The following is a 23,407-nucleotide window of genomic DNA, read 5'->3' as shown; positions in this document are numbered from 1 at the left end:
CGGAAGTGCTGGGCCATATAGAAACCTGAATCAGATGGAACTGTTCGGCGACAATTAGGATGACCGGTTGACGACAATTATCTTGGCCGGTTGGGTGTCACAATAGGTACCTTGTTTTCTGTTCGGAGTTCAAGGTGCCTGGACAACATATCACCCACCGACAAGAGGAGCTGTATATGCAGCATCGCCAACAAGGCATGACTCAAGAAATCGCTGAATACGATCTGACGGCTAAGGTTAGCCAAGGGGACTCTCCTAGTGACAAGCCCGGAGTGGTTGAAGGTCTAAAACAAAGAATAAGGGCTTACAACTTTAGTAAACAAAGGACGTCATCAATAGCAGTGATATAAAAAGTTATCTTTGCCGCCCCGATAAGGCTTTACGGGGCGACTAAGTCTCACCCAACCGACAATTCCGATAGTTTCAGAATAAGCTTTGAGTTTTCTAAGATTGGAATTACTACACCACAGCACGTACTCGAGATACTACAAATAGCTTTTTGGTAGGACCGATACCGAATAAATATCCATAATACATCAGGAGAAACTTTTTTTAATTTTCTGTAACCGGTCATAAATCAGTGGCGGATAATTTGCATGATATTCACCACACTCTGGGCAATGCTCTTGTTTTAGGTACGCTTGATTGTCGAGATCTTGATAAGGAAAAACGCTGAAGAGAAGTTCGTGCTGCATAAGCGTTTTATAAAAACTCTTATGATAAGGTGCAATCTCGCTGTCTTTGATTTTGTCGAAATATAGGTCAACGCTGTTCAAAATGCTCATAATTTCTTTAACCCCGTCGAACCTTAAAATGTCGTCATCTTTGTGAATATCAACATCTAAGCTCTCTAGATCCTCAATGAAACATTTAATCGCACGTCGAGAATACAGAAGGATCATTTGCGTCTTGCCATCAACGGTCTTTTCTTGATCGTAACTAAAATTTTTGATGTTTCTTTCGACGAACATATAAAGTTCGTGAAGTTGATCTAACTCGTGCCTTAGTTGCTCCTTCGTGTTTTCTTTTTCGATTTGCTGATGAAGGATTCTATTCGCATCAATCTGGGCTTTCAGCGCTAAAAACAGAACTACTGAACCTAGTATCTGTACGAATGGGTTCGAAATACCTCCAAAAGCATCTCCTATTTCGCCATAATCCTTCAAGTAGTGAAGAGGAAGAAGAGGTGCAAACAAAGGGATAAGCAGGCAAGCCGCACCACCAATGACTATGACCCAGAAAGCTATTTTGGTAACAGGAGAGTTATAGATATTCATTTTTACACCTTTTCAGAATTTTCTTTTCTGTACGCGCTAGGAGTTTTGCCAATTTTTTTCTTAAACAACTTTTGAAAGTGTTCATGTGCCGGATACCCAATGGCTTCACTCACTTCGGGAACAGACTTACCGGATTCTTTAAGCAGCTGCTTTGCTTTTTCAAGCCGACAATAGGTTAAATAATCAAGAGGTGTCATGCCTGACAGCTCCTTAAATTTGACGCTGTAGTTCGTACGCGACATCCCCGCAATCCCGGCGAGATCGTCAAGACCCCATTTTTTATCGAGACTATGATGAATAGCTTCCAAGGTTTTGCTGAGTTGCGGATTTTCGATCAGTTTGAAGAATCCAGCATTTTTATTGGATTTGTACATGTGGATTCTTAACGCTTGCACGAAGATAATTTCGGTCAGCTTTCTGACTAACGTGTTGCTTCCAGGAAGCCCTGATTTTGCTTCCTGCTCTATAATACTTAAAAGCATGGCAAGCCAAGGCGAGTGGGAGTTATCAGCACTCTTGATATGCACGACATTTGGCAGCGAATTTAAGAATGGATGATCGGGTCCGCCATTAAAACAAAAATGTCCGCAAACGACGTTGGCTTTGAGCTTGCTCTGATCACCGTATTCCAAAACTTGAGCTTCGGTGAGGTTGGCTTTAGCTCTAAATTCGACCGCAGGCTCGGCCTTGATTTTTGGTGCACTGGCCATGGTGTGCTCCATCCCTTTGAAAAAGATCAAAATATCGCCCTGCTCCGCCAATGCTTTAAGTTTAAGTTTTGGCACCTCATACCAAAACTCGCCATGAGTCACGATGTGAAATCTCGCTAGATTCTCTTCCTGCGGGAGGCTGATGCCCCAGTCTCCCGCAAATGAGGTTCTATACCAGTAGCTGCTAGTAAGCTCTACCTTATCTAAAATTTCACTGAGAACATCCATATATAGCTCCTACGTAAACTGTCCAATAGGTCATGTTATACGAACTATTGAACATATTATATCTATCAAAAACGCGAAAGAGGACACCACCTGAGATTAGGGTGGTGGTGAATTTCGCCTAGTATTTATTATAATTTTATACAAACCAACCATTGAAAACCCTCGGAACAATCTTTAGTATCAATATTACGGCAGGACATGCCGTTTTGTCTGTAGAGGGTAGATGCAGTAAAGTCACCCGTTGAAGCAGAAAACTTGTGACACCGCGAGGATGTCACCTAAGAGCTAACGCTTTTAGAATCCCACACTTGAGTTTGTCGAAAGTGGCGGGAGTATGTCAATTTACATGCTGTAAAGTCAGTCTAATCAGTAAGTGGATGAAAACTAAGGAGGCTTTATGAAACTAGATTATGTGATCGTTGCCGGAGGGTGTTTTTGGGGTCTCGAAGACCTCCTTAGGAGTCTGGACGGTGTGACGTCAACGAAGGTGGGCTACTCTGGCGGAGATTTTGATGATCCTACCTACGCCGATATTATAACAGGGAAAACGGGGCACGCCGAAGCGGTTCGCGTGGAATACGACCAAGACGAAATATCTCTCGAAGAGATTCTACATTACTTTTTCAAAATCCATGATCCGACTACGAAGAATCGCCAAGGAAATGATGTTGGCACTTCGTATCGCTCGGCAGCGTTCTATCGTGACGATGCACAGAAAGCGATTATCGAAAACGTGATTGATGAGGTCAATGAGATCGGTCGCTTCGAGAATCCCGTGGTCACGACGGTAGCCTTGGAAAAAGAGTTTTATGACGCTGAGGAGTATCACCAAAACTATTTGAAGAAGAATCCCCACGGGTACACGTGCCATTTTGAGAGAGATTAAACCATGAATCAAACGAAAGAGGAAAAAATGAAAGAACTTAAGAACGTTGTCATCTACACAAAAGACCATTGTCCGTTTAGTAAACGCGTGAAGGAGTACTTAACTTCTGAAAAAGTTGATTTTAAACAAATTCGCGTGGATGACGATCCCAAGACTTATGATGAGTTGAAGAAAAAAACCAACCTTCAAACTGTTCCGCAAGTTTTTGTGGATGGAAAATTCATTGGTAGCGCGACTGACTTCTTCGCGTGGATTGATAGCTAAAGAACAAACCCAAAAATAAAGGAGCAAATTTATGTTCAACTGGGAAAGCATTAACAACTATCTCGATAACGGCACTCCCGCTCCTCCTAGAAAAGTAGAAAAGAGCGAGGAAGAGTGGAAAAAAATTCTGACGCCCGCTCAATTTAATGTCATGCGGAAGAAAGGCACCGAGCGCCCTCACACTGGGGAACTCTGTTCATTTTATGAGGCAGGACGGTATGCCTGCGCGGGCTGCGACACTGAACTGTTTGATTCGAACGTTAAGTTTGATTCGGGAACAGGTTGGCCGAGTTTTTCTGAGCCCGTCGCCGACAACGTAATTCAATATGAACTGGACACGACTTACGGACGAAGAATCGAAGTGCTATGCAATGTGTGCGAAGCCCACTTAGGGCACGTTTTTCCAGATGGTCCTGAGCCCTCTGGGGCTCGATTCTGCATCAACTCGGAGTCGTTGAAGTTTGTAGAGTAATTTTAGAAAATGGAGGGGGTCGTGGGGATTAAGCTGTTCGGTCATAAGGACTGCCACAAAACCAAGATTTACCAGTCGTACTTGAAAGAAAAAGGAATCGAGTTTGATTTTTTAGATGTTCACGAAGACGACGCGGCAGCTGATGAACTGCGATCCCTTTATACTACTGGAAAGTTAAATTTCCCGACAATACTGGTTGGGACAAAGAAGCTGAGAAACCCCAAGTTCAAGGATCTCGACAAGTGGTTGGAAGCTTCGATGAAATAACGAGATCTTTTTTTTGAGGATTGTAATTAGCTTAGTAAGGAGTCAGATCAATGATTATAGCAGTTTTCCGCAGTCGTGTTGCCAAGGAGCACGGTGGGGAGTTTGAAAGAAGATACGCCGAGATGTCCGCGCTTGTCGAAGCCATTCCTGGTTACGGAAGCCATGAGCGGTTTTCTTCTCCTAACGGTGAAGATGTTCTAATTGTCGAGTTCCTTACCAGAGAAGCTTTCGATGCTTGGGATAAGCATCCCGAACACAAAAAAGCCAAGATGCTTGGCAAAGACTACATTTTTGAATCGTACGACGTGAAGGTCGGAGAAGTTTTTGAACGGCACACAAAGCCGGAGGTGAAATTATGAAAACGAGAAACGTTTATATCGTAGGTGGAGCTCGGATTCCATTTATGAAATCTATGACCGCATATCGAGACGTCTCAAGTGAAGAACTAATGACGGCGAGCCTAAAGAGTTTAGTTGATAGATATAACTTGGAAGGAAAAACTGTGGGCGATGTAGCCTTAGGAGCTGTCATGCACAGCTCGGCTAACTGGAATTTGGCTCGTGAAGTCGTTCAATCCTCCGGTTTGCATCCAAACACTCCGGCATATAACGTGCAACGTGCTTGCGGAACGAGCTTGGAAAATACGATTCAGATTGCTCACAAAATTTCTAGCCACCAAATTGAAAGTGGCATTGCGGGCGGTGTTGATAGCAACAGCGATTTGCCCATTATGGTTAGTCGAACTTTCGCAAGAAAATTGATTGCGTTGAATTCTGCCAGAACGCTTGGTGAGAAAGTAAAAATCATTTTAGGAATTAAACCTAGCGATCTAAAGCCAGTGTTGCCCGCAGTGGTTGAGCCACGCACCGGAAAATCAATGGGTGAGCATTGCGAACTCATGGTTAAAGAGTGGAATATTTCTCGCCAAGAGCAAGATGAGTTAGCGCTGGCAAGTCACAGAAATGCAGCTCAAGCATATAAAGATGGGTTTTATGATGATCTCGTCTTTCCATTCCAAGGAAATAAGACCGATGGAATTTTGCGTGCTGATACAACTTTGGAAAAATTGTCGAAGTTAAAACCTGTTTTTGATAAATCAGAAAAAGGGACTTTGACGGCGGGAAATTCAAGCTCGCTCACAGATGGCTCATCCACCGTTCTTTTGGCTTCCGAAGAAGAGGCTAAAAAGAATAATTGGCCGCTGTTGGCCAAGATTGTGGATTCTCATACTTCTGCCGTGGATTACGTCGCTGGCGAAGGTTTGCTCATGGCTCCAACTGTGGCGGTCAGTGAATTATTGAAGCGAAACGGCTTAAAGCTTCAGGATTTTGATTTTTATGAAATTCACGAGGCGTTCGCTGGACAAGTGCTCTGCACGATGAAGGCGTGGGAGTCTGCTGAATACTGCAAAACACGCTTGGGACGTTCTGAGCCTCTCGGAAAAATTGACCGCTCGAAGCTAAATGTCCGTGGAAGTAGCATTGCCCTTGGGCATCCGTTTGCGGCTACTGGCGCTAAGATCGTCGGAGTTTTAGCAAAGATACTGCACTCAGCTGGTCCTGGAAAACGTGGCCTTATCGTCGTTTGCACGGCGGGAGGAATGGGAGTGGCTACAATTCTTGAAAGTTAGGAGAAAAATATGTCGGATCTAAAAATGAATAAAGAAGACGGTGTTGAAAGCTATGAATTTGCAACCCCTGAAGCAATCGAAGAAGCATTGAAAATCGGGAAGCTTAGTCAAACGGTTTTCGGCATGGGTTGCTTTTGGGGACCGGATTCTAATTTTGGAGGGACGCAGGGAGTAGTGCAAACACGTGTTGGCTACGCTGGAGCATCAACTCTGGATCCGAGTTACCGCAACATCAACGGACACGCCGAAGTCGTCAGAGTGATCTACGATAAAGACCAAATCAGCTACAGGGAACTTCTTGGAAGTTTTGAATCATGGTCTGTTCATGGTAGAAAGCAGGGCCAGTATCGCCAGATACTTTTTGTTTTTGATCTGGAGCAAAAACAAGTAGCTGAAGAACTGATTCAAGCGATTGGAAAGGAGAAATCTCCCGAGGTGATTGAGGCCGGAGAACAAAATGGTTATTTTTGGCCCGCCGAAGATTACCATCAAAAGCATCGTCTTCGCAGAAACAAACAGCTTGTAAGTCTTGCAGAAGTAGATTTCGGTCCTCGCTGGGATGAACATCTGTATTTTACTAAATTAAATAGTACCGATAGAAAAGGCTTCAGTCTCTCAAGCTGGCTAAAAAAGTTGTCTCCGGAAATGCAGAAAGCTTACCGAATCGGTTAATCTGAAATTGCAGCTGGCTAAAGAACTCTATTTTCTATATGTAAAGAATGTGACGATCTCCTTCACATGGAGTCCAAGAGAGCATAAAAAATCTGTGTAAGTCGCATTACCCGAGACCTTCCTAAATTTTGTGTAAGTATTTAATCTAAACGTCAGTTACACAGAATCTGGGATGGTCTCGTTCCTACTGAAAACTATCTATGCTCAATAGTCTATGATCCCATTCAATAATCAATATGAACACTGATAGTGGAGCCCATCCTGGATTTTGTGTAACTTCTATTTGCTAATAGGGTATAAGAAGTTACACAGAGTTTGGGAAAGGCTTGGGTCAATATTTACTTACTTTAAAAACTCTCCCTGAAATAGCGAGGCTATCTACAACTCAACGTCTACTTTTAATCCAAGTCTTTATCCAACGCTGCTTGCATCTTCTCAATCTTTATTATTAGTTCGCCAGTCTTTTCTTGCTCAGCGCTATAGCTGGTCGATATCGTCTCATACTGCTTAAGTAGCAGCTGGTGATCTGTGTTTAGTGTCGCTTGCTGTTGCATCAGCTGATCATTCAGTCCTGATAGCTTATCACGCTCAGCAGTAATCGCCTTAAGCTCTCCTTTAACCTCTGCAGTAGCGGTTGCAATCTCATTGCGCTCAGTAGTGACTGCTTTTAACTCTGTCTTAGCCGCTTCAAGTTCTGCACTCAAACGGGCAACCTCGGCTTTATCACTAGCAGCGTTAGCCTCAAGCGTGGCCACTCTCGATATATTGAGGTTAAGCTCTTTTGCTTGCTGATCAAAGCTGTTGCGCAAATCCGAAAGCTGCCCCTGAGCGGCATCTGTTTTAGCTCGTTCAAGCTCCAACTGGTGCTGAGTATCGGCCAAGATCTGCTTAAACCTATCACGTTCAGCTGTCGCCTGTTCAGCCGCTTTAGCTTTTGTCTCTGCAGTGGCCGTTACCTCGTCTAGTTGCACCAACAAATCAGCCTGCTCACCTTCTAAGGTCTTAACCGCCTCTTGCGCCTCGTCTGTCTCAGCTTGCGCCTTGGCCTTAATGCTCTCTAAGGCCTCACGATCTTTAACCAATCGATCATTAGCGATATCAACGGCTGTCTGCCACATATCCGCACCCAGTGTTTGTAAGCGCTCAGTGATACCACTGGGCAGCTCAACCTGTCTTAGCTGCGCTTCTTCTTGGTTGTCATGACGCCAAGACTTCATGGCTTCACTAATCGTTGTAAATGAACCCCCGCCAAGCGCCTTACGCACTTCGGCTAGAGTGGGCTTGATACCTTGCCCTTGCAGTTGATCAGCAGTGTTATGAACCTGTTGAATAGTGAGTGCCATAGTCATTGTCCTTAATTTTATATAAGTAGATATGTAATGTTTGTATGATATTGTATGTAGTATAATACAATATACAACATACTACAATATAGAATACAAAAATACCTCAGGTGATTTGAGGTGTTTTTTAATGTATTGAGTTGATAGTTGGCCGCAGACACGGATAGAGCATTAGTATTTGCCAAGCGGCAAGGTTGGTGCGATAGTTACTCACTGAACGTTCTGAACAGTTACACTGTACAGGGGCTAAAAACGTACTTGAACACTAGGTGAGCAATGAACATATCGGTGACAAAAGCAGCGAAACAGTGGGGGGTGTCAAGAACCACTATCTATCAGAAGATCAATGATGGTGAGCTTTCCAGAACCGCTGACAAGAAAATTGATACCTCAGAGATGATCCGAGTGTTTGGTGAGCCTGTCACTAAAAAACGTACTGAACGTTCAGTGAACACTGTCCAAAGTACACCTCTGAACAGTCAAAGTGTCCAGTACAATACGGACATTGAACACCAATTAGCGCTTGAAAAGCTCAAGAATGAACACCTCAGCCAACAGGTAAGCGATCAAAAAAAGTTAATTGAAAATTATCAGCAGCAGATAGGACAGTTGAACAAAACGTTGGATAAAGCCAACGCCAGTATCCAGGATTTCGCACAAGTGAGACTGCTAGAGTTTAAGCAAGCTGAAATAAGCGATGAGCCGCCACTTGAACAAGAGCAAGAAAAAAGAGACGATTCAATCGTCGTGACGGCTAAGAAGAAAAAACGGTGGTTCTTTTGACGAAGGTTTAATAGATTCTGTGTAACTGTCATTTGGCTTGAAGAAACACTTACATAAAATTTGACCGTTCCTTGCAAAGTACGCCGTGGCCAATTCAGAATCTAGGCGCTTGTTCATCGTCCAAATACTCTTGCATAGGACGTTTGGTAAAGCGTTTAGGATCTTTTTTAACCCATTCAACCATATGACTGATCCAAGCGCTACTTGATTGATTAGCAGAGTTTTGAGCTGACACCATGCCATTATAGTCTGCCATAAATTTCTTACTATGCACTGCTCTTGCCAGTTGCTTGTCAGTATAATTGGTGAACATATCAGCCGTATTAGGGTCGCGCTCTAAGCCCTTATTTTTACCTTTTGAATCTTTTACCGCTTTTTCACTTGTATCTTGAAAACTAAATACAATTTCACTTATAGCCCGTCCCTTTTTCTTTTGAGTGTAGCTGATACGGTAAGGGGTGTGGGCATGAATATCACTAATGGCTGTATCTAATACATAACGTTTGAAATCAATATTTCTGCTATAGCTATCAAGACAATTAAATTTTTCACGTAAATATTCAATCGTATACGTCTTTTTTTTGTGATTTTGGAACATGCAGCTTGCAATCAGCTCGAATAAAACCATGCCATAACTGCCTAGGTTAATAATCCAATGCCGCTCCCATTTCGTAAACGGGTTTTCACGGTCGAATACTGATAGCATCTCAATCACCGTATCGGCCAATATGATTTCTAAGTGACCTTCGTTTTCCTTATATTCACACTCAACAAGCCACGAAACCCCTGTTCTATGCGTTCGTTCATTACCCTCAAAATTCCAAAAAAAGAACGCCTTGTGCAGCATGCTATCAGCAATATCTGCGAGGGTACGATAAATACTTTTTTTCCCTAAGTTATATTCATTGGCGAATTCTAGAGCATTAACTGTAAACACTCTTTTTCTGGCATCAGGAGCACTTTCTACATGCTTACGCACTAATGGCGATAAGAACATAATCAGACGACGCTCATTCAAGTCCAAATTTGAAATGGCATTTAATAAACGGTTTTGCATCACCAGCCATTTATCGCCATAAATTACTGTGCGCTTAACCTCTGCTTCACTGCCACCCTCTGTTGGTTTAATTTCTTTTGCATTTGGAGTAATTAAATCAAAATTAAAATCAAACTTCGGTTCTAAAAAAGGTTCAACAATAAGGATGGTGGCATTACTATCGCCTATCGTCCTTCTCACATGAGCGGTAAGTTCATCGCGCTCTTGTTTACTTAAATTCTTATCTACTTTGACCGTATAAGACGTGCCTACAACTTCTCGCAGATCATTTTGGAACTGCGACATCTCATTTTTATCCATATCACAATATTTCACTGTATTAATATTTGCAGTGAATAATAAACAGTATTAGTGGAAAAATCAAATAATTTTTCCACTAATACCGCCTAAACCTCCACCTTTGACCGCCTAAACCTCCACCTTTGACCGCCTAAACCTCCACCTTTGACCGCCTAAACCTCCACCTTTGAAAATTTTTTTTCGCTTCAAAAGCTTGATGTTAAAAGGCTATAGCGATTTTCCCAAAAAGGACAAAAGTATTTAAAAAGTATTTAAAAATAAAGAAAGGAAATTTTTTGTTTTAAAATAAAAAAAACAACAAGAAAAACCCTCAAATAACCAAAGGTTATGATGATTATCTGGATCTAAAATTCACTCATATTTCTCTTAGCCAAAGGTGTTTTATCGACTAAACCCTCTTGAAGGCCTATGAGATCGTTGTAAATCGTTATTAAATGCACGTAAACCGGCCTCTATGGCTTTGTTTTGTTCATCTGGTAACTGACTACCATAAATATTTTTAAACATCTCTATGGTCGAATTTAGAGCGTTTATATAACTCTCTCGCTGACCACTAGGCAGTTTGGCCACATCAGAGTAGGCATACTTAAATTGTTGGCAAGTTCTATTTAGCGTATCTGATCTATGAGATTTAGCTAATTCTCTGGCCTCTATGGTTTGTTTGTCATCAGAAATAAACTGATCTAACCCTCGAATGTAGTCAAATGATGAGATAATATCTCGGGTCATCCTACCTACCTCTCCGGCGCTACCGCCTAATTTAGGAATAATGCTTTGGTTGAAATCGGCTCTTTTTTGGTCAATATCTTCTTTAAATTCAAACCATGCCGTTAATCGCTCGTTATACTGCTCACGCTCCTGCTTAGGATGATTAACCAGGTAGATAATCTCCTTGTTGTTGGCAATAAAGCGCTCATCAATCTTGTTTTTAACCGCTATCCAATTGTCTCTAAAATTCTTACTTTGAAGATTAAGCGATGTCACAAATTCTTTAATCACCTCAATTTGTCTATAGTCATATTTATCAGGGTAATCATTAGGGTCCTCATTCCAGCCAGGTCTCAAACAATTATCGGGTTGGGTGGCCGTGAGTAATTTATGAGCAAGTATTAGCTTAAGCTGTTCAGCACGTTCAGATCTTCTCTTATCTTCATAAGTTGCTCTTCTAGTTTCTCTATCAATTCGTCTTTGCTGCTGATCAAGTCGAGCAGCTCTTGCTCGTCGTGCTGCGTCATCGAAGGGGTTGGGGGCTGGTCTTGCACTTCGCTCAGTTGCTTTGTTAATTTCAATATCTGACTTTCTGATAGCTTCAGTGATTCCCTCAATTGCTTGTTTTGTGCCATTAATTCTTTGTTTTGTGTCATCACATCGCTTTGGTAGGTTTTCGCATCGTTTAGCTGCCCAAGCAATGCCTGATTTTGCCTCTTCAACGCATCGTTTTGTGTCGTCAACTCGAATTGCCGTTCTATTATTTTGTTCTGTGCAGTACGTAATGTGAGGTTCTGAGCTTCCAGAGAGTTGTTTTGCAAAATCAGCTCGTTGTTTTGTGTCTCCAATGCATCCAGGTAGTCTTGCATTTTTCTCAGTTGCCCAAGCAAGTCCTTTTCTAAGTGCGCTAATTCGTCGCTCATTGTCTGCCTCCTGTTTGATATGGTTCTCAGCCACCAATTTGTTGCGTGCTTTGATGGCGCGGTTGGTATTACCTTTTTCGGTCGTGATGCCTCGACGCTCCATGGCCGTCGCCTCTACCCCCATTTTAATGGTGGGCTGCTGATCAAGCCCCTGATCCTTATAACTGCGTGCATCCATCAGCGGTAAATGATATTCGGCCAACACCTTATTGGCGGTATCTACCCACATCTCACGAATACGCTTAATCTCCTGCATCGATGACGGCAGATCATGCGCCTTACGTTTTTTATTGGACCACTCAAACGGGGTCTTAAGCTTTGGATCAAATGCCAAGGTTTTATTTGGTCCAATGGTAGGCGCTCGAGTAGTGACTAAAATATGCGCGTGAAAATTACGGGGATCAGGGTTCTCCTCACCCTCACGCAAATACTTAGAGCTTGGCGGTACATTAGGATCAAAAGGCAATTTCATCACCGGACGATGGATACACACATCCGCAATCACATCCATATCGTCGCAAAGCTTTTGGGCAAAGTTTATGGCCAGCTGATGCCGATCATACTCGTCTAACTCATACGGCAAATTAATCAGCCACTCACGCGCCACCCGACTGTCCGAACGTGTCTCTGCCGCTTCAGCGGTATTCCAAAGCGTCTCCCGATCCACACTCACACCTAGCGCTCTTAATGAAAACGGCAAAACGATATCGCTACTCATCACCCCAGACTTTTTACTATAGTCATGGGTCTTGCCATATTTGGCATCATCAAGCACATCGCCAGCACGATAGGCCGCCGACGCCACTGCCGACTGTCCTGCTTTTCGAGAAATCGCCTTTGTCGCAATGTGTACCATTGTCATAAAGAGTCACCTGCTATTTTTGCTTTTTGCACACCACCGCTTTTCGTGGTGTGCGGGGTTTGGGGTTTCCCCAACGAAGAAGGATTCAAAATTAAGAATAGTAACGAAGTGGATAGATTAAATTTTGAGTCGTTACTTCGCCCTTAGTCAGGGGGACACCACCATCAAATGCTAAAATAATATAACTAAGGTGTCTGATGCTGTTGTGTTAAAGCATATCATAATTGATTGAATGATGGCGCAGTCCTTGCTAGGGTTGATGATATATTATTTATAAGGAGAGAGGCTATGTCGATTACTAATAATAAAACACCTGAATCTATATTTGATGATCAGGCTGCAAATGATTTAAGAGAGCGCCAACGCTTAGAGGAGTTAAAGCGTAAAGCTAAGCTGCAGCAAGTGAAGCTTGATAAGCGATTAAACAAACAAAAAATATTGATGGGCGCTTTTTTAGGACAGGTGTTAGCAGGAGAGAGTGAGGATGAAAAATTTATTCAAAACTACTTTGCGAAAAACTTTCCAGAGTTTTTAACCAGAAAGTCAGATAAAGAGTTGTTTGCAAGTATGGTGAAAAGCTTGGGTGGTGATATAGGCCTAGATAAAGAGTCGTCTAAAGCTAATGATCAGCCAGCTGATCAGGAGCATGGACAACATAAGCAACCTGATGATACGGAATATACGGATAATGACATCCGTGAGTTATTCTCAGATCAGCAGGTTGATGCATTTCCTCCCCATGATGACGGTTATCGTGGATAATGTATTTTTAGTTAGGCACAATGTGCGTAAGTTTTAGTCTCTTATTTTTTTACAGGATTTTTCATCATGACAAGTACCCAACAACGTGCGGAACTGCATCGACAAATTTGGCAAATTGCAAACGAGGTTCGTGGCTCAGTCGATGGATGGGATTTTAAACAGTATGTGTTGGGGACTTTGTTCTACCGCTTTATCAGTGAGAACTTTGCCAATTATATTGAGGCGGGGGATGAGAGCGTTAATTATGCCGCTCTTTTGGATGAGGTGATTACTGCTGATATTAAAGACGATGCGATTAAGACTAAGGGTTATTTTATATATCCCAGTCAGTTGTTTGCTAACGTGGCGGCCAATGCGCATAGAAATGAGAACTTAAATACAGATTTGGCGGCTATTTTTAAAGAGATTGAAAGCTCGGCCAATGGCTACCCGTCTGAGCCTGATATTAAGGGTCTGTTTGCTGATTTTGATACCACCAGTAACCGATTAGGTAATACGGTCGCCGATAAAAACACTCGTCTAGCTGCGGTACTTAAAGGGGTAGCTGGCCTTAAGCTGCATCAGTTTGAGGACAGTGAGATTGATCTATTTGGCGATGCTTATGAGTATCTGATCTCAAACTATGCGGCCAATGCGGGTAAATCAGGCGGTGAGTTCTTCACACCCCAAAGCGTGTCTAAACTGATTGCTCAAATTGCGATGCATAAACAAGAGACAGTTAACAAAATCTACGATCCAGCTGCAGGTTCGGGCTCTTTATTGCTGCAAGCTAAAAAGCACTTTGATAATCACATCATTGAAGAGGGGTTTTTTGGTCAAGAGATTAACCACACCACCTATAACCTTGCACGTATGAATATGTTTTTACATAACGTGAACTATGACAAATTTAATATCAAGCTTGGTAACACGCTGCTAGATCCGCATTTTGGGGAGGATAGACCCTTTGATGCGATTGTCTCGAATCCGCCGTATTCAGTGAAGTGGATTGGTAGTGATGATCCGACGTTAATTAATGATGAGCGTTTTGCGCCAGCGGGGGTATTAGCCCCTAAATCAAAGGCGGACTTTGCTTTTGTGCTTCATGCATTAAATTACTTATCTAGTAAGGGCCGCGCCGCCATTGTCTGCTTCCCTGGTATCTTTTATCGCGGCGGTGCTGAACAGAAGATCCGTCAGTATTTGGTAGATAATAACTATGTAGAGACGGTGATCTCCTTAGCACCCAACTTATTCTTTGGTACAACTATATCGGTCAACATACTAGTTTTATCAAAGCACAAGACAGAGGGTAAGACGCAGTTTATTGATGCCAGTAAGCTGTTTAAGTCAGAGACCAATACCAATGTGCTAACCGATGCGCATATCAAGCAGATCATGACGTTGTTTGATACTAAAGAAGATACGGATTATTTGTCTGCAAGCGTTGATAACAGCGCTATTGCTAAAAATGACTATAACTTATCGGTAAGTGCTTACGTAGAGGCAGAAGATACGCGTGAGGTTATTGATATTAAAACTTTAAATAGCGAACTTGAAACGACAGTCGCTAAGATTGATAAGCTTCGTGCTGATATCGATAAAATCGTTGCGGAGATTGAGGCATGAGTCAGTTAAGTTATATGGAGAAGCTACTTGATGGGGTTGAGGTTGAGTGGAAGTCACTTAGTGATATTGCGACAATTACTATTGGAGATTTTGTTCATAAAAACAATCAAGATTCGAGTGCAAAATACCCAGTCTATAATGGAGGAATCTCTCCAACAGGCTATTATGAAAAATATAACAATACTGGTAATAAGATAATTGTAAGCGCTAGAGGAGCAAATGCAGGGTTTGTAAATCGAATATCTCAGCCATACTGGGCAGGAAATAGTTGTTACTCTGTTGGAGTCAAAAATTCAGCAGAAATAAACTGGACTTATGTTTTTTATTTTTTGAAAAACGCAGAGAATAAGTTAATTGGAAATCAGCAAAAAGGAGGTATTCCAGCGGTCTCCAAAAAGCAAATGGAAGTCTTTCAAATTCCTATCCCACCCCTTAACGTCCAAGCCGAAATCGTCCGAATTTTAGACACATTTACAGAACTTACAGCAGAACTTACAGCAGAACTTACAGCAGAACTTACAGCACGTCAGCAGCAGTATGCGTACTATCGTGAGCAGTTGCTGACGTTTGATAATAATCAAATTCAGTACAAAAGATTGGGAGATGTAGTAAATATCAAAAACGGTAAGGATTGGAAAAATCTAGGTAACGGCGATATACCTGTTTATGGTTCAGGTGGTGTTATGACTTATGTTGATACGTATGCTTATGATAAGCCTACAGTACTAATCCCTAGAAAAGGATCTATTACAAATATATTTTACGTTGAGACTCCTTTCTGGAATGTTGACACTATTTATTATACTGAGATTGATACTGAGCAAATCTTGCCGAAGTTCTTTTATTATTATATGAAAACCATTGATTTAATGAAATTAGATACAGGCTCAGGTAGACCTAGTCTAACTCAAGCAATTCTAAATGCTATAGGGATTCCAGTACCTTCTATTGTTGAACAAGAGCGCATCGTCTCTATTCTCGATAAATTCGACGCCTTAACCACATCTCTAACCGAAGGCCTCCCGCGTGAAATAGAGCTACGTCAGCAGCAATATGAGTATTACCGTGACCTGCTGTTAAGCTTCCCTAAGCCTGAGGTAGTAGCTCATGACTGACCAAACAAAAACCATTGCTGAATCGAATAATTTTATCGTTTTAAATAAATATACCAAGTGCGATCAGCCTGATGGGGGATATCAGACTGAAGATGATCTAGAGCGTGAACTACTCAAAGACTTACAAAACCAGGGATATGAGTTTGTCCCTAGTTTAAACTCGCCTGAAACGATGCTCGCTAACGTACGTGTACAGCTGCAGACCTTAAATGAGGTGCAGTTTACAGATGCTGAGTGGCAGCGTTTTGTTATGGAATATCTTGATAATCCTAGTGATAACATCACGGACAAAGCTCGAAAGATTCATGATGATCATATCTATGATTTTACCTTTGATGATGGGCACCTGCAGAACATTGCCCTGCTGGACAAAAAAAACATCCCACGTAACAAAGTACAGGTCATTAAACAGTTTGCTCAAAAAGGCACACAGGCCAATCGCTACGATGTTACTATTTTGGTCAATGGCTTGCCCTTGGTGCAAATTGAGCTGAAAAAGCGTGGCGTTGCTATCCGCGAAGCCTTTAATCAAGTGCATCGTTATAGCAAAGAGAGCTTTAACTCTGACAACTCCCTCTATAAATACATACAGCTGTTTGTGATCTCAAACGGTACTGACACCCGCTACTTTGCCAATACCACCAAGCGCAATAGAAACAGCTTTGATTTCACCATGAATTGGGCAAGATCAGACAACACCTTAATCAAAGATCTAAAAGACTTTACCGCTACTTTCTTCCAAAAAAACACCCTGCTAAACGTGCTGATGCATTACACCGTTTTTGATGTGAGCGATACCTCATTGGTGATGCGCCCCTATCAGATAGCGGCGACTGAACGCATTTTGTGGAAGATCAACAGCGCCTATCAAGCCAAAAATTGGAGCACCCTTGAGAGTGGTGGCTTTATCTGGCATACCACAGGCTCAGGAAAGACCTTAACCAGCTTTAAAGCGGCACGCTTGGCCACTGAGCTACCATTTATTGATAAAGTATTTTTTGTGGTAGACCGTAAGGATCTTGATTACCAAACCATGAAAGAGTACCAGCGCTTCTCCCCTGAGAGCGTAAACGGTTCAGATAGTACCGCAGGGCTAAAGCTCAACCTTGAGAAAGACGATAATAAAATTGTTGTTACCACCATTCAAAAACTGAATAACCTAATCAAAGGTGACAGCGATTTGCCCATCTACGGTAAACAGGTTGTGTTTATCTTTGATGAAGCACATCGTAGCCAGTTTGGTGAAGCGCAGAAGAACCTGAAGAAGAAGTTTAAAAAGTTCTACCAGTTTGGCTTTACCGGAACACCCATCTTTGTAGAGAATGCATTAGGTGCTGAGACTACTGCCGGAGTGTTCGGTCATGAGCTGCATTCCTACGTCATCACTGATGCCATTCGTGATGAAAAGGTATTGAAGTTTAAAGTCGATTACAACGATGTACGACCCCAGTTTAGCGGTATTGAAAGCGAGCAGGATGAAACGAAGCTTACCGCAGCAGAGAACAAACAGCTGTTATTGCACCCTGATCGTATCAATGAGATCTCACAGTATGTGTTAACGCACTATCGGCAAAAAACCCATCGTCTAAAGTCTGGTGGTAAAGGCTTTAACGCGATGTTTGCTGTCAGTAGTGTAGACGCTGCTAAGGCTTACTATGAAACTTTGAACCACTTGCAAAAGGACAGCGACAAACCGTTAAAGATCGCCACCATCTTCTCTTTTGCTGCTAATGAAGAACAAGATGCCTTGGGAGACATCCCTGATGAAGGCTTTGAACCTACTGCCATGAACAGCAGTGCCAAAGAGTTTTTAAGCAGTGCTATTGGCGACTATAACGCGATGTTTAAAACCAATTATGGCGTAGACAGCAAATCCTTCCAGAACTACTACCGCGACCTTGCTGAGCGTGTCATCAAGCAGGAAGTGGACTTACTGGTTGTCGTTGGTATGTTCTTAACAGGTTTTGATGCCCCTACCTTGAACACCTTATTCGTGGATAAGAACCTACGCTATCACGGCTTAATGCAAGCGTTCTCACGTACCAACCGTATCTATGATGCCACGAAGACCTTTGGCAACATCGTGACCTTTCGAGACCTAGAGAAAGCGACTATTGATGCCATCACTTTGTTCGGTGATAGAAACACCAAAAACGTAGTGCTAGAGAAGAGCTATAAAGAATATTTAGAAGGCTTTACCGATATCGCCACAGGTAAAGCGCGCCGTGGTTATTTGGAAGTGGTCAAAGAGCTGCAACAACGCTTCCCTAATCCTGATGAGATTGTGAAAGAGTCTGACAAGAAAGACTTTGCCAAGTTATTCGGTGAGTATTTGCGTGTCGAAAACATCTTACAAAACTATGATGAGTTTGCAAGTCTAAAAGCACTGCAAGAATTGGATGTGACCGATGCTGACGCTGTTGAGACGTTTAAGGATGAGCATTACCTAAACGACGATGACTTAGCCGCTATGCAAGCCATTAAAGTGCCTGCTGAACGTACGGTACAAGATTACCGTTCAACCTATAACGACATACGCGATTGGCTTCGTCGTGAAAACGCAGCCGACCAGCAGGGAGAGTCTTCCATTGATTGGGATGATGTGGTTTTTGAAGTCGATTTGCTTAAATCACAAGAGATCAATCTTGATTATATCCTTGAGCTAATTTTTGAGCATAATAAAAACACTAAGGATAAGTCTGCCTTAGTCGAGGAAGTGCGACGTTTGATTCGGGCAAGCCTTGGCAACCGTGCCAAAGAGAGCCTAGTGGTAGATTTTATCAACCAAACCAACTTGGATGCCATTCCTGATAAATCTAGCATCATTGACGCATTCTTTAGCTATGCTCAGGTAGAACAGCAACGTGAAGTCAAAGATATGATTGCTGCTGAAAGCCTTAACGAAGATGCAGCTAAGCGTTATATCGCTGCTTCTTTAAAGCGTGAGTACGCCAGTGAGAACGGTACGGAGCTGAATGCTATCTTACCTAAACTGAGTCCACTCAATCCGCAATACTTAACCAAGAAGCAAAGCGTTCTGCAGAAAATTGCTGCCTTTGTTGAGAAGTTTAAAGGCGTGGGTGGGAAGGTTTAGTTAAATTAATAGAATGCGTTGTAAATAAATCATGTTTACCGAGAATTCTAGGTAGTTCATTGAAAAATAGGAATTATTAATGATTAATAGTGAATACCCTAATGGATCTGAATGGCGAAAATGGGATCTGCATATACATACGCCAGCATCGTTTCATTGGACGGGACAGAAGTTTAATAGTAATCCTTGCGATCCTAAAAATGCACCACTAGTTGATCAGATGATTCATGCACTCAACTCAGCTGAACCAGCAGTATTTGCAATTATGGACTATTGGACTTTTGATGGATGGTTTGCTTTAAAGCATCGGCTATCTCAGGATGATGCTCCAAAATTAGAAAAGACTGTTTTTCCTGGCATAGAGTTACGTCTAATGTCACCTTTGAAAGGTAGGTTAAACGCACATGTTATTTTTTCTGATCAAATTACTAATCAAGAGCTAATAGACTTTAAATCTAATCTAAAACTAGAGTTTCCAGGAAACGGTGTTAGAAATCTATCTAACGCAGCTCTTGTTGATTACGCTCGTTCAGTTACTGCCGATAAATTAAAACACCATGGAATTGCTTCTGATAAGGTTGCAGAAAATGATGAATATGCTCTAGAAGCTGGTTCAAAAATGGCAGAATTGAACTGTGATAGTTATAAAGAAGCTATAACAAAGGTGAAAGACAAACAGGCAATAGGATTTATGCCTTTCGACACTAGTGATGGTCTAACAGGTATAGAGCGTAATGCTCATTACATATATGTTTTAGGGCTGTTTAAATCTTCGCCAATATTCGAGACTAGAAACATTAGTTATTGGGCAGCTTTCTCGGGTATTAAAAACTCTCAGAATGAAAAATGGTTTGATGACTTTCAAATTGCTTTAAATAATACCCCAAGGCTCGCTGTTTCAGGTAGTGATGCACATCGATTTATTGGTGTTGAAGGAAATGATGATAAACGTGGATACGGGGATTATCCAGGGGGAAAAGCTACTTGGATAAAAGCTAATCCTACTTTTCAGGGCTTACAACAGGCAATAAAAGAACCAGCAAAACGCTCCTTTATTGGAACAATTCCCCCAAAACTACAGCTGATTAAAGAAAATAGAAGTATATTTATAGATAAACTCGAAGTATCAAAGGTTCAACCGTCAATATTCAATGAGCGATGGTTGGAGAATACTGAATTAACTTTAAGCCACGATTTAGTGGCTATTATTGGCAACAAAGGGAGTGGGAAGAGTGCTTTAGCAGATATTATTGCATTAGTAGGTAACTCAAAACAAAGTCATCATTTTTCCTTTTTAAAGAAAAACCGTTTTAGAGGCAAACTAGGGGTGCCAGCAAAACATTTCACCGCAAAATTGACGTGGGGTGATGAGCAAGTTTTAGATAAAAACCTGAATGTTGATCCAGAAGCTGAAAGTGTTGAGTTTGTTAAATATATACCGCAAGGACACTTCGAAGAGCTTTGCAACGATCATGTCGAGGGCAAATCTAATTCTTTTGAAGAAGAACTAAGAGCTGTTATTTTCTCACATGCTGATGAAGCCACTAGGCTAGGTGCTCATAACTTCAAACAGCTTATTGAACAACAAGAAAGTTCACTAAGAAGTCATTTTGATAGTTTAAGAAGCCTGTTACATAAGCTCAATCGCCAGCTAGCATATGTAGAAGGACAAATGTCAGATGTAAATCGTAAAGCGATTTACGAACATTTAGCTCAAAAGAAAAGACTACTTGAAGAGCATATGAAAGTTCAACCTAAGGAAGTCTGTGAGCCAACTACCGAAACATCTGCTGAACAACAGAGAATCACTGAAGAGTTAGCCAATATACACAAACAAATAGAAGAAATTTCTGCTAAACAAGAAGAAAATAAAGGAGAGTTAACTAGATTTGCTTTAAAGAGAAAAGCTTGTTTGGATATTAGAGAGGGAGTCGAGGTTGTTGAACGATCTATTTCTCAATTCAAAAGTGATAACTCAGTTAACGCTGTAACTTTAGCTATAGATCTAGACAGATTCATATCACTGAAAATAGAAGAGCAAGTGTTATCAGAAATTGATAACGAAACTTCTACTCAAATTGCGGCTATTAAAGCTAATAACGAAACTCTCGGCATTAATAAAAACGCTTTGATATTAAGACGAAACTCTTTGAACACTATGTTGAATGGACCACAGAAAGCTTATCAACAGTATTTAGAGTTATTAAGTTCTTGGGAAGAAAAGCAAGCTGGAATTGTTGGTTCAAGAGACTTGCCGGATACAGTAGAAGGGTTAGAGTATCAGCTCGAACAATGGGATCAATTGCCAGTTGAAAGAGATGATTTGCATACACAGAGAATCGAAATAACTGGACAGATTTTTGATATATTAAATGAGCAACGCATTAGTAGGGAAGCTCTTTTTAAGCCTGTTCAAGAGTTAATTCAAAGTAACGCTCTGATCCGTAATGAGTACAAATTACAATTTCAAGCAGAAATAAAAAGTAATCCCGATACTATCTACGATAGATTATTTTTGATGGTAAAACAAACTGCTGGTGAATTTAGGGGAGAGAGTGAAAGCTTATCTGTGATAAGAGAACTAATGGAAAAATATGATATAAGCAAGAAATCTTCTCTTATAAATTTCGTCCAAGAATTGCATCAGAAGCTTGAAGAAGCTTCAAAATTACCAGGTATACAATCGTCACTAAAAAAAGACCGTAGTGCTACCGAAGTTTATGATTTCATATTTGGGCTAGAGTATCTAAAACCTCAATATACTCTTATGTTTCAGGATGCACAAATAGAACAGCTTTCACCAGGGCAAAGAGGCGCCTTACTTCTGATCTTCTATCTACTAGTTGATAAAGACAGTAACCCTATCATTCTAGATCAGCCAGAAGAGAATTTAGACAATGAAACAATAGTCAGCCTACTCGTTCCTGTATTAACAGAAGCAAAACAGAAAAGACAAATAATTATGGTTACTCACAACCCTAATTTAGCAGTAGTTTGTGATGCAGAGCAGATCATTCACTGCGAATTTTCTCGTTCAGATAGTAATAATATTAGTTATATTTCGGGTGCTATAGAGTGCAGTATTATTAATACTAAAGCTGTCGATGTATTAGAAGGAACTATGATAGCTTTTGACAACCGAAAAATAAAATATATGTAGGGTATTATACTATCGTATACCTGTTTTATGACTATACCTCAGAAAAACCGCTTATCTAAATCAATCATAGAGCTAGCAACCTACCTAGAATTGACTAAGGTGGTAAAACCATCTTAGTCAGCCTATCATTAGCCTATACCTTAACAGTAAAATTATTAAATAATAACTCAACCTATCATTAGTCTTGTTTTACATATTAAACGATAGTATTATCCTTAAACGCTAAATTACAAGTCTAAACGATAGGATAATGCTATGACAGTCAGAATTTATGTAAGAGCGAGCACTAAAGACCAAGATGCTAAGAGAGCCTTGTCTGAGTTGATTAGCTTTAGTAAAAGCTATGAAGATGACCATGCTGAGTATGTTGAAAATTACAGTGGTACTAAGTTAGATAGACCATCGCTTACTAAATTGCTTGATGATGCTAATCAAGACGATATATTGCTTGTTGAGAGTGTAGATAGATTGAGTAGATTATCCCAGGATGACTTTGCTATTTTAAAGCAAAGAATTAAAGACAAAGGGTTAAGGCTAGTAGTAGCAGACCTACCCACTACTCATACAATCAACGTTGGTATGACTGGCGAAATTCTCAACGTAGTAAATAACATGCTCATAGACTTATTAGCTACGATGGCAAAGCTGGATAACGACAAGCGTAGAGAGCGGATCAAACAGGGTTTAGCTAGAAGTAGTTATAAGCCCTCAGGTAAGAAGCCTAATATAGCAAAGCATAAACGTATCTTAGAATTAGACAGTCAAGGCAATATGACAAAAGAGGAGATCGCTAAGGCGGTTGGTGTTGGGGTAGCTACGGTTTATCGGGTGTTAAAGCAGGGCTAGACGACACTATGTCGGAGGGTCTCCAAACCCGGTACGGTTCACTCAAAAAATAGGAGCTTAGAGCTCCCATTTTTATGTTAGCTTTCTAAGTCTCTATGTTAATTTGAAGAATACTTCATCATAACGTCCGAATACAGCTATATTTTTTTGATTTCTACAATATCATTTGATTCAATTAGCGATTGGATATTACCAAATAAACTTTGAATATAATCAGACGCTATATGGATATCTAAATCCTCCCTGCTACGCCATTCTTCTAAGAAGAAATATCTACTCGAGTCATTTTCGCTAATATAAAGCTCATATTTCAAACATCCTTCTTCGTTAAGCGTAGGCTCTATCACACTTTTTAAAAGCGCTTCTAACCTCTCTTTTTGATCTGATTTTGCCTTAAAGTTCGCAATTACTGAAATAGTCATTATTTCACCTTGAATTTG

General features: G+C 41.2%; 21 protein-coding genes. 15 read left to right on the top strand and 6 right to left on the bottom strand.

Translation table 11 applies throughout. The annotated features are described in order from the left end of the window. The first annotated feature begins 134 nt into the window (after nt 1-134). Complete coding sequence (locus ACT3S4_RS13555; RefSeq protein WP_218690701.1) at nt 135-350, top strand: hypothetical protein; 216 nt, start codon at nt 135-137, stop codon at nt 348-350. 186 nt (nt 351-536) lie between these two features. Here ACT3S4_RS13555 and ACT3S4_RS13550 read toward each other — a convergent pair whose 3' ends face one another. Beyond that, a complete protein-coding gene (locus tag ACT3S4_RS13550) occupies nt 537-1,277 on the bottom strand; it encodes a hypothetical protein (protein ID WP_044425107.1) in 741 nt (246 codons plus the stop codon). Between the two features lie 2 nt (nt 1,278-1,279). Then, nucleotides 1,280-2,215 carry an AraC family transcriptional regulator gene (locus ACT3S4_RS13545; protein ID WP_002123001.1) on the bottom strand — a complete coding sequence of 312 codons (936 nt, stop codon included), beginning with the start codon at nt 2,213-2,215 and terminating at the stop codon, nt 1,280-1,282. Between the two features lie 397 nt (nt 2,216-2,612). On the opposite strand from ACT3S4_RS13545, the gene msrA reads away from it, so the two are divergent. The 7 genes from msrA to ACT3S4_RS13510 are packed head-to-tail and all read left to right on the top strand — an operon-like array spanning nt 2,613 to nt 6,406. Continuing rightward, complete coding sequence (msrA, locus tag ACT3S4_RS13540) at nt 2,613-3,101, top strand: peptide-methionine (S)-S-oxide reductase MsrA (protein ID WP_000762837.1); 489 nt, start codon at nt 2,613-2,615, stop codon at nt 3,099-3,101. 3 nt (nt 3,102-3,104) lie between these two features. Further along, nucleotides 3,105-3,365 (top strand): glutaredoxin, encoded by a 261-nt coding sequence (locus ACT3S4_RS13535; protein ID WP_001076938.1) that lies wholly within the window; start codon nt 3,105-3,107, stop codon nt 3,363-3,365. A gap of 31 nt (nt 3,366-3,396) precedes the next feature. Next, nucleotides 3,397-3,837, top strand: a complete 441-nt coding sequence (msrB, locus tag ACT3S4_RS13530; RefSeq protein WP_000483554.1) for a peptide-methionine (R)-S-oxide reductase MsrB — start codon at nt 3,397-3,399, stop codon at nt 3,835-3,837. Nucleotides 3,838-3,846: 9 nt separating this feature from the next. Beyond that, complete coding sequence (locus ACT3S4_RS13525; protein WP_029747652.1) at nt 3,847-4,104, top strand: glutaredoxin family protein; 258 nt, start codon at nt 3,847-3,849, stop codon at nt 4,102-4,104. Nucleotides 4,105-4,154: 50 nt separating this feature from the next. After that, nucleotides 4,155-4,463, top strand: coding sequence for an antibiotic biosynthesis monooxygenase family protein (locus tag ACT3S4_RS13520; protein ID WP_002122973.1), 309 nt, complete (start codon nt 4,155-4,157; stop codon nt 4,461-4,463). Next, nucleotides 4,460-5,734: an acetyl-CoA C-acetyltransferase gene (locus ACT3S4_RS13515; protein WP_000857678.1), complete on the top strand. Its 1,275-nt coding sequence runs from the start codon at nt 4,460-4,462 to the stop codon at nt 5,732-5,734. The genes ACT3S4_RS13520 and ACT3S4_RS13515 overlap by 4 nt, the downstream gene beginning before the upstream one ends. A gap of 9 nt (nt 5,735-5,743) precedes the next feature. Then, nucleotides 5,744-6,406 carry a peptide-methionine (S)-S-oxide reductase MsrA gene (locus ACT3S4_RS13510; RefSeq protein WP_001281573.1) on the top strand — a complete coding sequence of 221 codons (663 nt, stop codon included), beginning with the start codon at nt 5,744-5,746 and terminating at the stop codon, nt 6,404-6,406. 398 nt (nt 6,407-6,804) lie between these two features. Here ACT3S4_RS13510 and ACT3S4_RS13505 read toward each other — a convergent pair whose 3' ends face one another. Next, complete coding sequence (locus ACT3S4_RS13505; protein WP_444761239.1) at nt 6,805-7,749, bottom strand: DNA-binding protein; 945 nt, start codon at nt 7,747-7,749, stop codon at nt 6,805-6,807. A 276-nt stretch (nt 7,750-8,025) separates the two neighbouring features. Between ACT3S4_RS13505 and ACT3S4_RS13500 the strand changes: the two genes are divergently transcribed. Then, a complete protein-coding gene (locus tag ACT3S4_RS13500) occupies nt 8,026-8,532 on the top strand; it encodes a plasmid replication DNA-binding protein (protein ID WP_444761238.1) in 507 nt (168 codons plus the stop codon). Nucleotides 8,533-8,626: 94 nt separating this feature from the next. Here the strand turns inward: ACT3S4_RS13500 and ACT3S4_RS13495 are convergent, their stop codons facing one another. Continuing rightward, nucleotides 8,627-9,889 (bottom strand): replication initiation protein, encoded by a 1,263-nt coding sequence (locus ACT3S4_RS13495; protein ID WP_444761237.1) that lies wholly within the window; start codon nt 9,887-9,889, stop codon nt 8,627-8,629. A gap of 381 nt (nt 9,890-10,270) precedes the next feature. Further along, the gene (locus tag ACT3S4_RS13490; protein ID WP_444761236.1) at nt 10,271-12,382 is read right to left on the bottom strand and encodes a MobA/MobL family protein; all 2,112 of its coding nucleotides are present in this window, start codon (nt 12,380-12,382) and stop codon (nt 10,271-10,273) included. Between the two features lie 288 nt (nt 12,383-12,670). Here ACT3S4_RS13490 and ACT3S4_RS13485 point away from each other — a divergent pair, with 288 nt between their 5' ends. From ACT3S4_RS13485 to ACT3S4_RS13460, 6 genes are all read left to right on the top strand, one after another. Further along, nucleotides 12,671-13,144 carry a hypothetical protein gene (locus tag ACT3S4_RS13485; RefSeq protein WP_444761235.1) on the top strand — a complete coding sequence of 158 codons (474 nt, stop codon included), beginning with the start codon at nt 12,671-12,673 and terminating at the stop codon, nt 13,142-13,144. 66 nt (nt 13,145-13,210) lie between these two features. Then, nucleotides 13,211-14,752: a type I restriction-modification system subunit M gene (locus ACT3S4_RS13480; protein WP_444761233.1), complete on the top strand. Its 1,542-nt coding sequence runs from the start codon at nt 13,211-13,213 to the stop codon at nt 14,750-14,752. Beyond that, on the top strand, nt 14,749-15,867 hold the full coding sequence (locus tag ACT3S4_RS13475; RefSeq protein WP_444761232.1) for a restriction endonuclease subunit S: 1,119 nt from the start codon (nt 14,749-14,751) through the stop codon (nt 15,865-15,867). Before ACT3S4_RS13480 ends, ACT3S4_RS13475 begins: the two co-directional genes overlap by 4 nt. Further along, complete coding sequence (locus ACT3S4_RS13470; RefSeq protein ID WP_444761231.1) at nt 15,860-18,961, top strand: HsdR family type I site-specific deoxyribonuclease; 3,102 nt, start codon at nt 15,860-15,862, stop codon at nt 18,959-18,961. The genes ACT3S4_RS13475 and ACT3S4_RS13470 overlap by 8 nt, the downstream gene beginning before the upstream one ends. A 79-nt stretch (nt 18,962-19,040) precedes the next feature. After that, nucleotides 19,041-22,121 carry a TrlF family AAA-like ATPase gene (locus ACT3S4_RS13465; protein ID WP_444761230.1) on the top strand — a complete coding sequence of 1,027 codons (3,081 nt, stop codon included), beginning with the start codon at nt 19,041-19,043 and terminating at the stop codon, nt 22,119-22,121. A 255-nt stretch (nt 22,122-22,376) separates the two neighbouring features. Next, complete coding sequence (locus ACT3S4_RS13460; protein ID WP_444761229.1) at nt 22,377-22,967, top strand: recombinase family protein; 591 nt, start codon at nt 22,377-22,379, stop codon at nt 22,965-22,967. Nucleotides 22,968-23,104: 137 nt separating this feature from the next. Here the strand turns inward: ACT3S4_RS13460 and ACT3S4_RS13455 are convergent, their stop codons facing one another. Continuing rightward, nucleotides 23,105-23,389, bottom strand: a complete 285-nt coding sequence (locus ACT3S4_RS13455; RefSeq protein ID WP_444761240.1) for a putative quinol monooxygenase — start codon at nt 23,387-23,389, stop codon at nt 23,105-23,107. Nucleotides 23,390-23,407 lie beyond the last annotated feature (18 nt).

The organism is Psychrobacter sp. AOP30-A2-5, assembly GCF_052378115.1.
Lineage (GTDB): Bacteria > Pseudomonadota > Gammaproteobacteria > Pseudomonadales > Moraxellaceae > Psychrobacter.
Note: the sequence above shows the minus strand (reverse complement) of the source record. Positions and strands in the feature narration are given on the sequence as shown.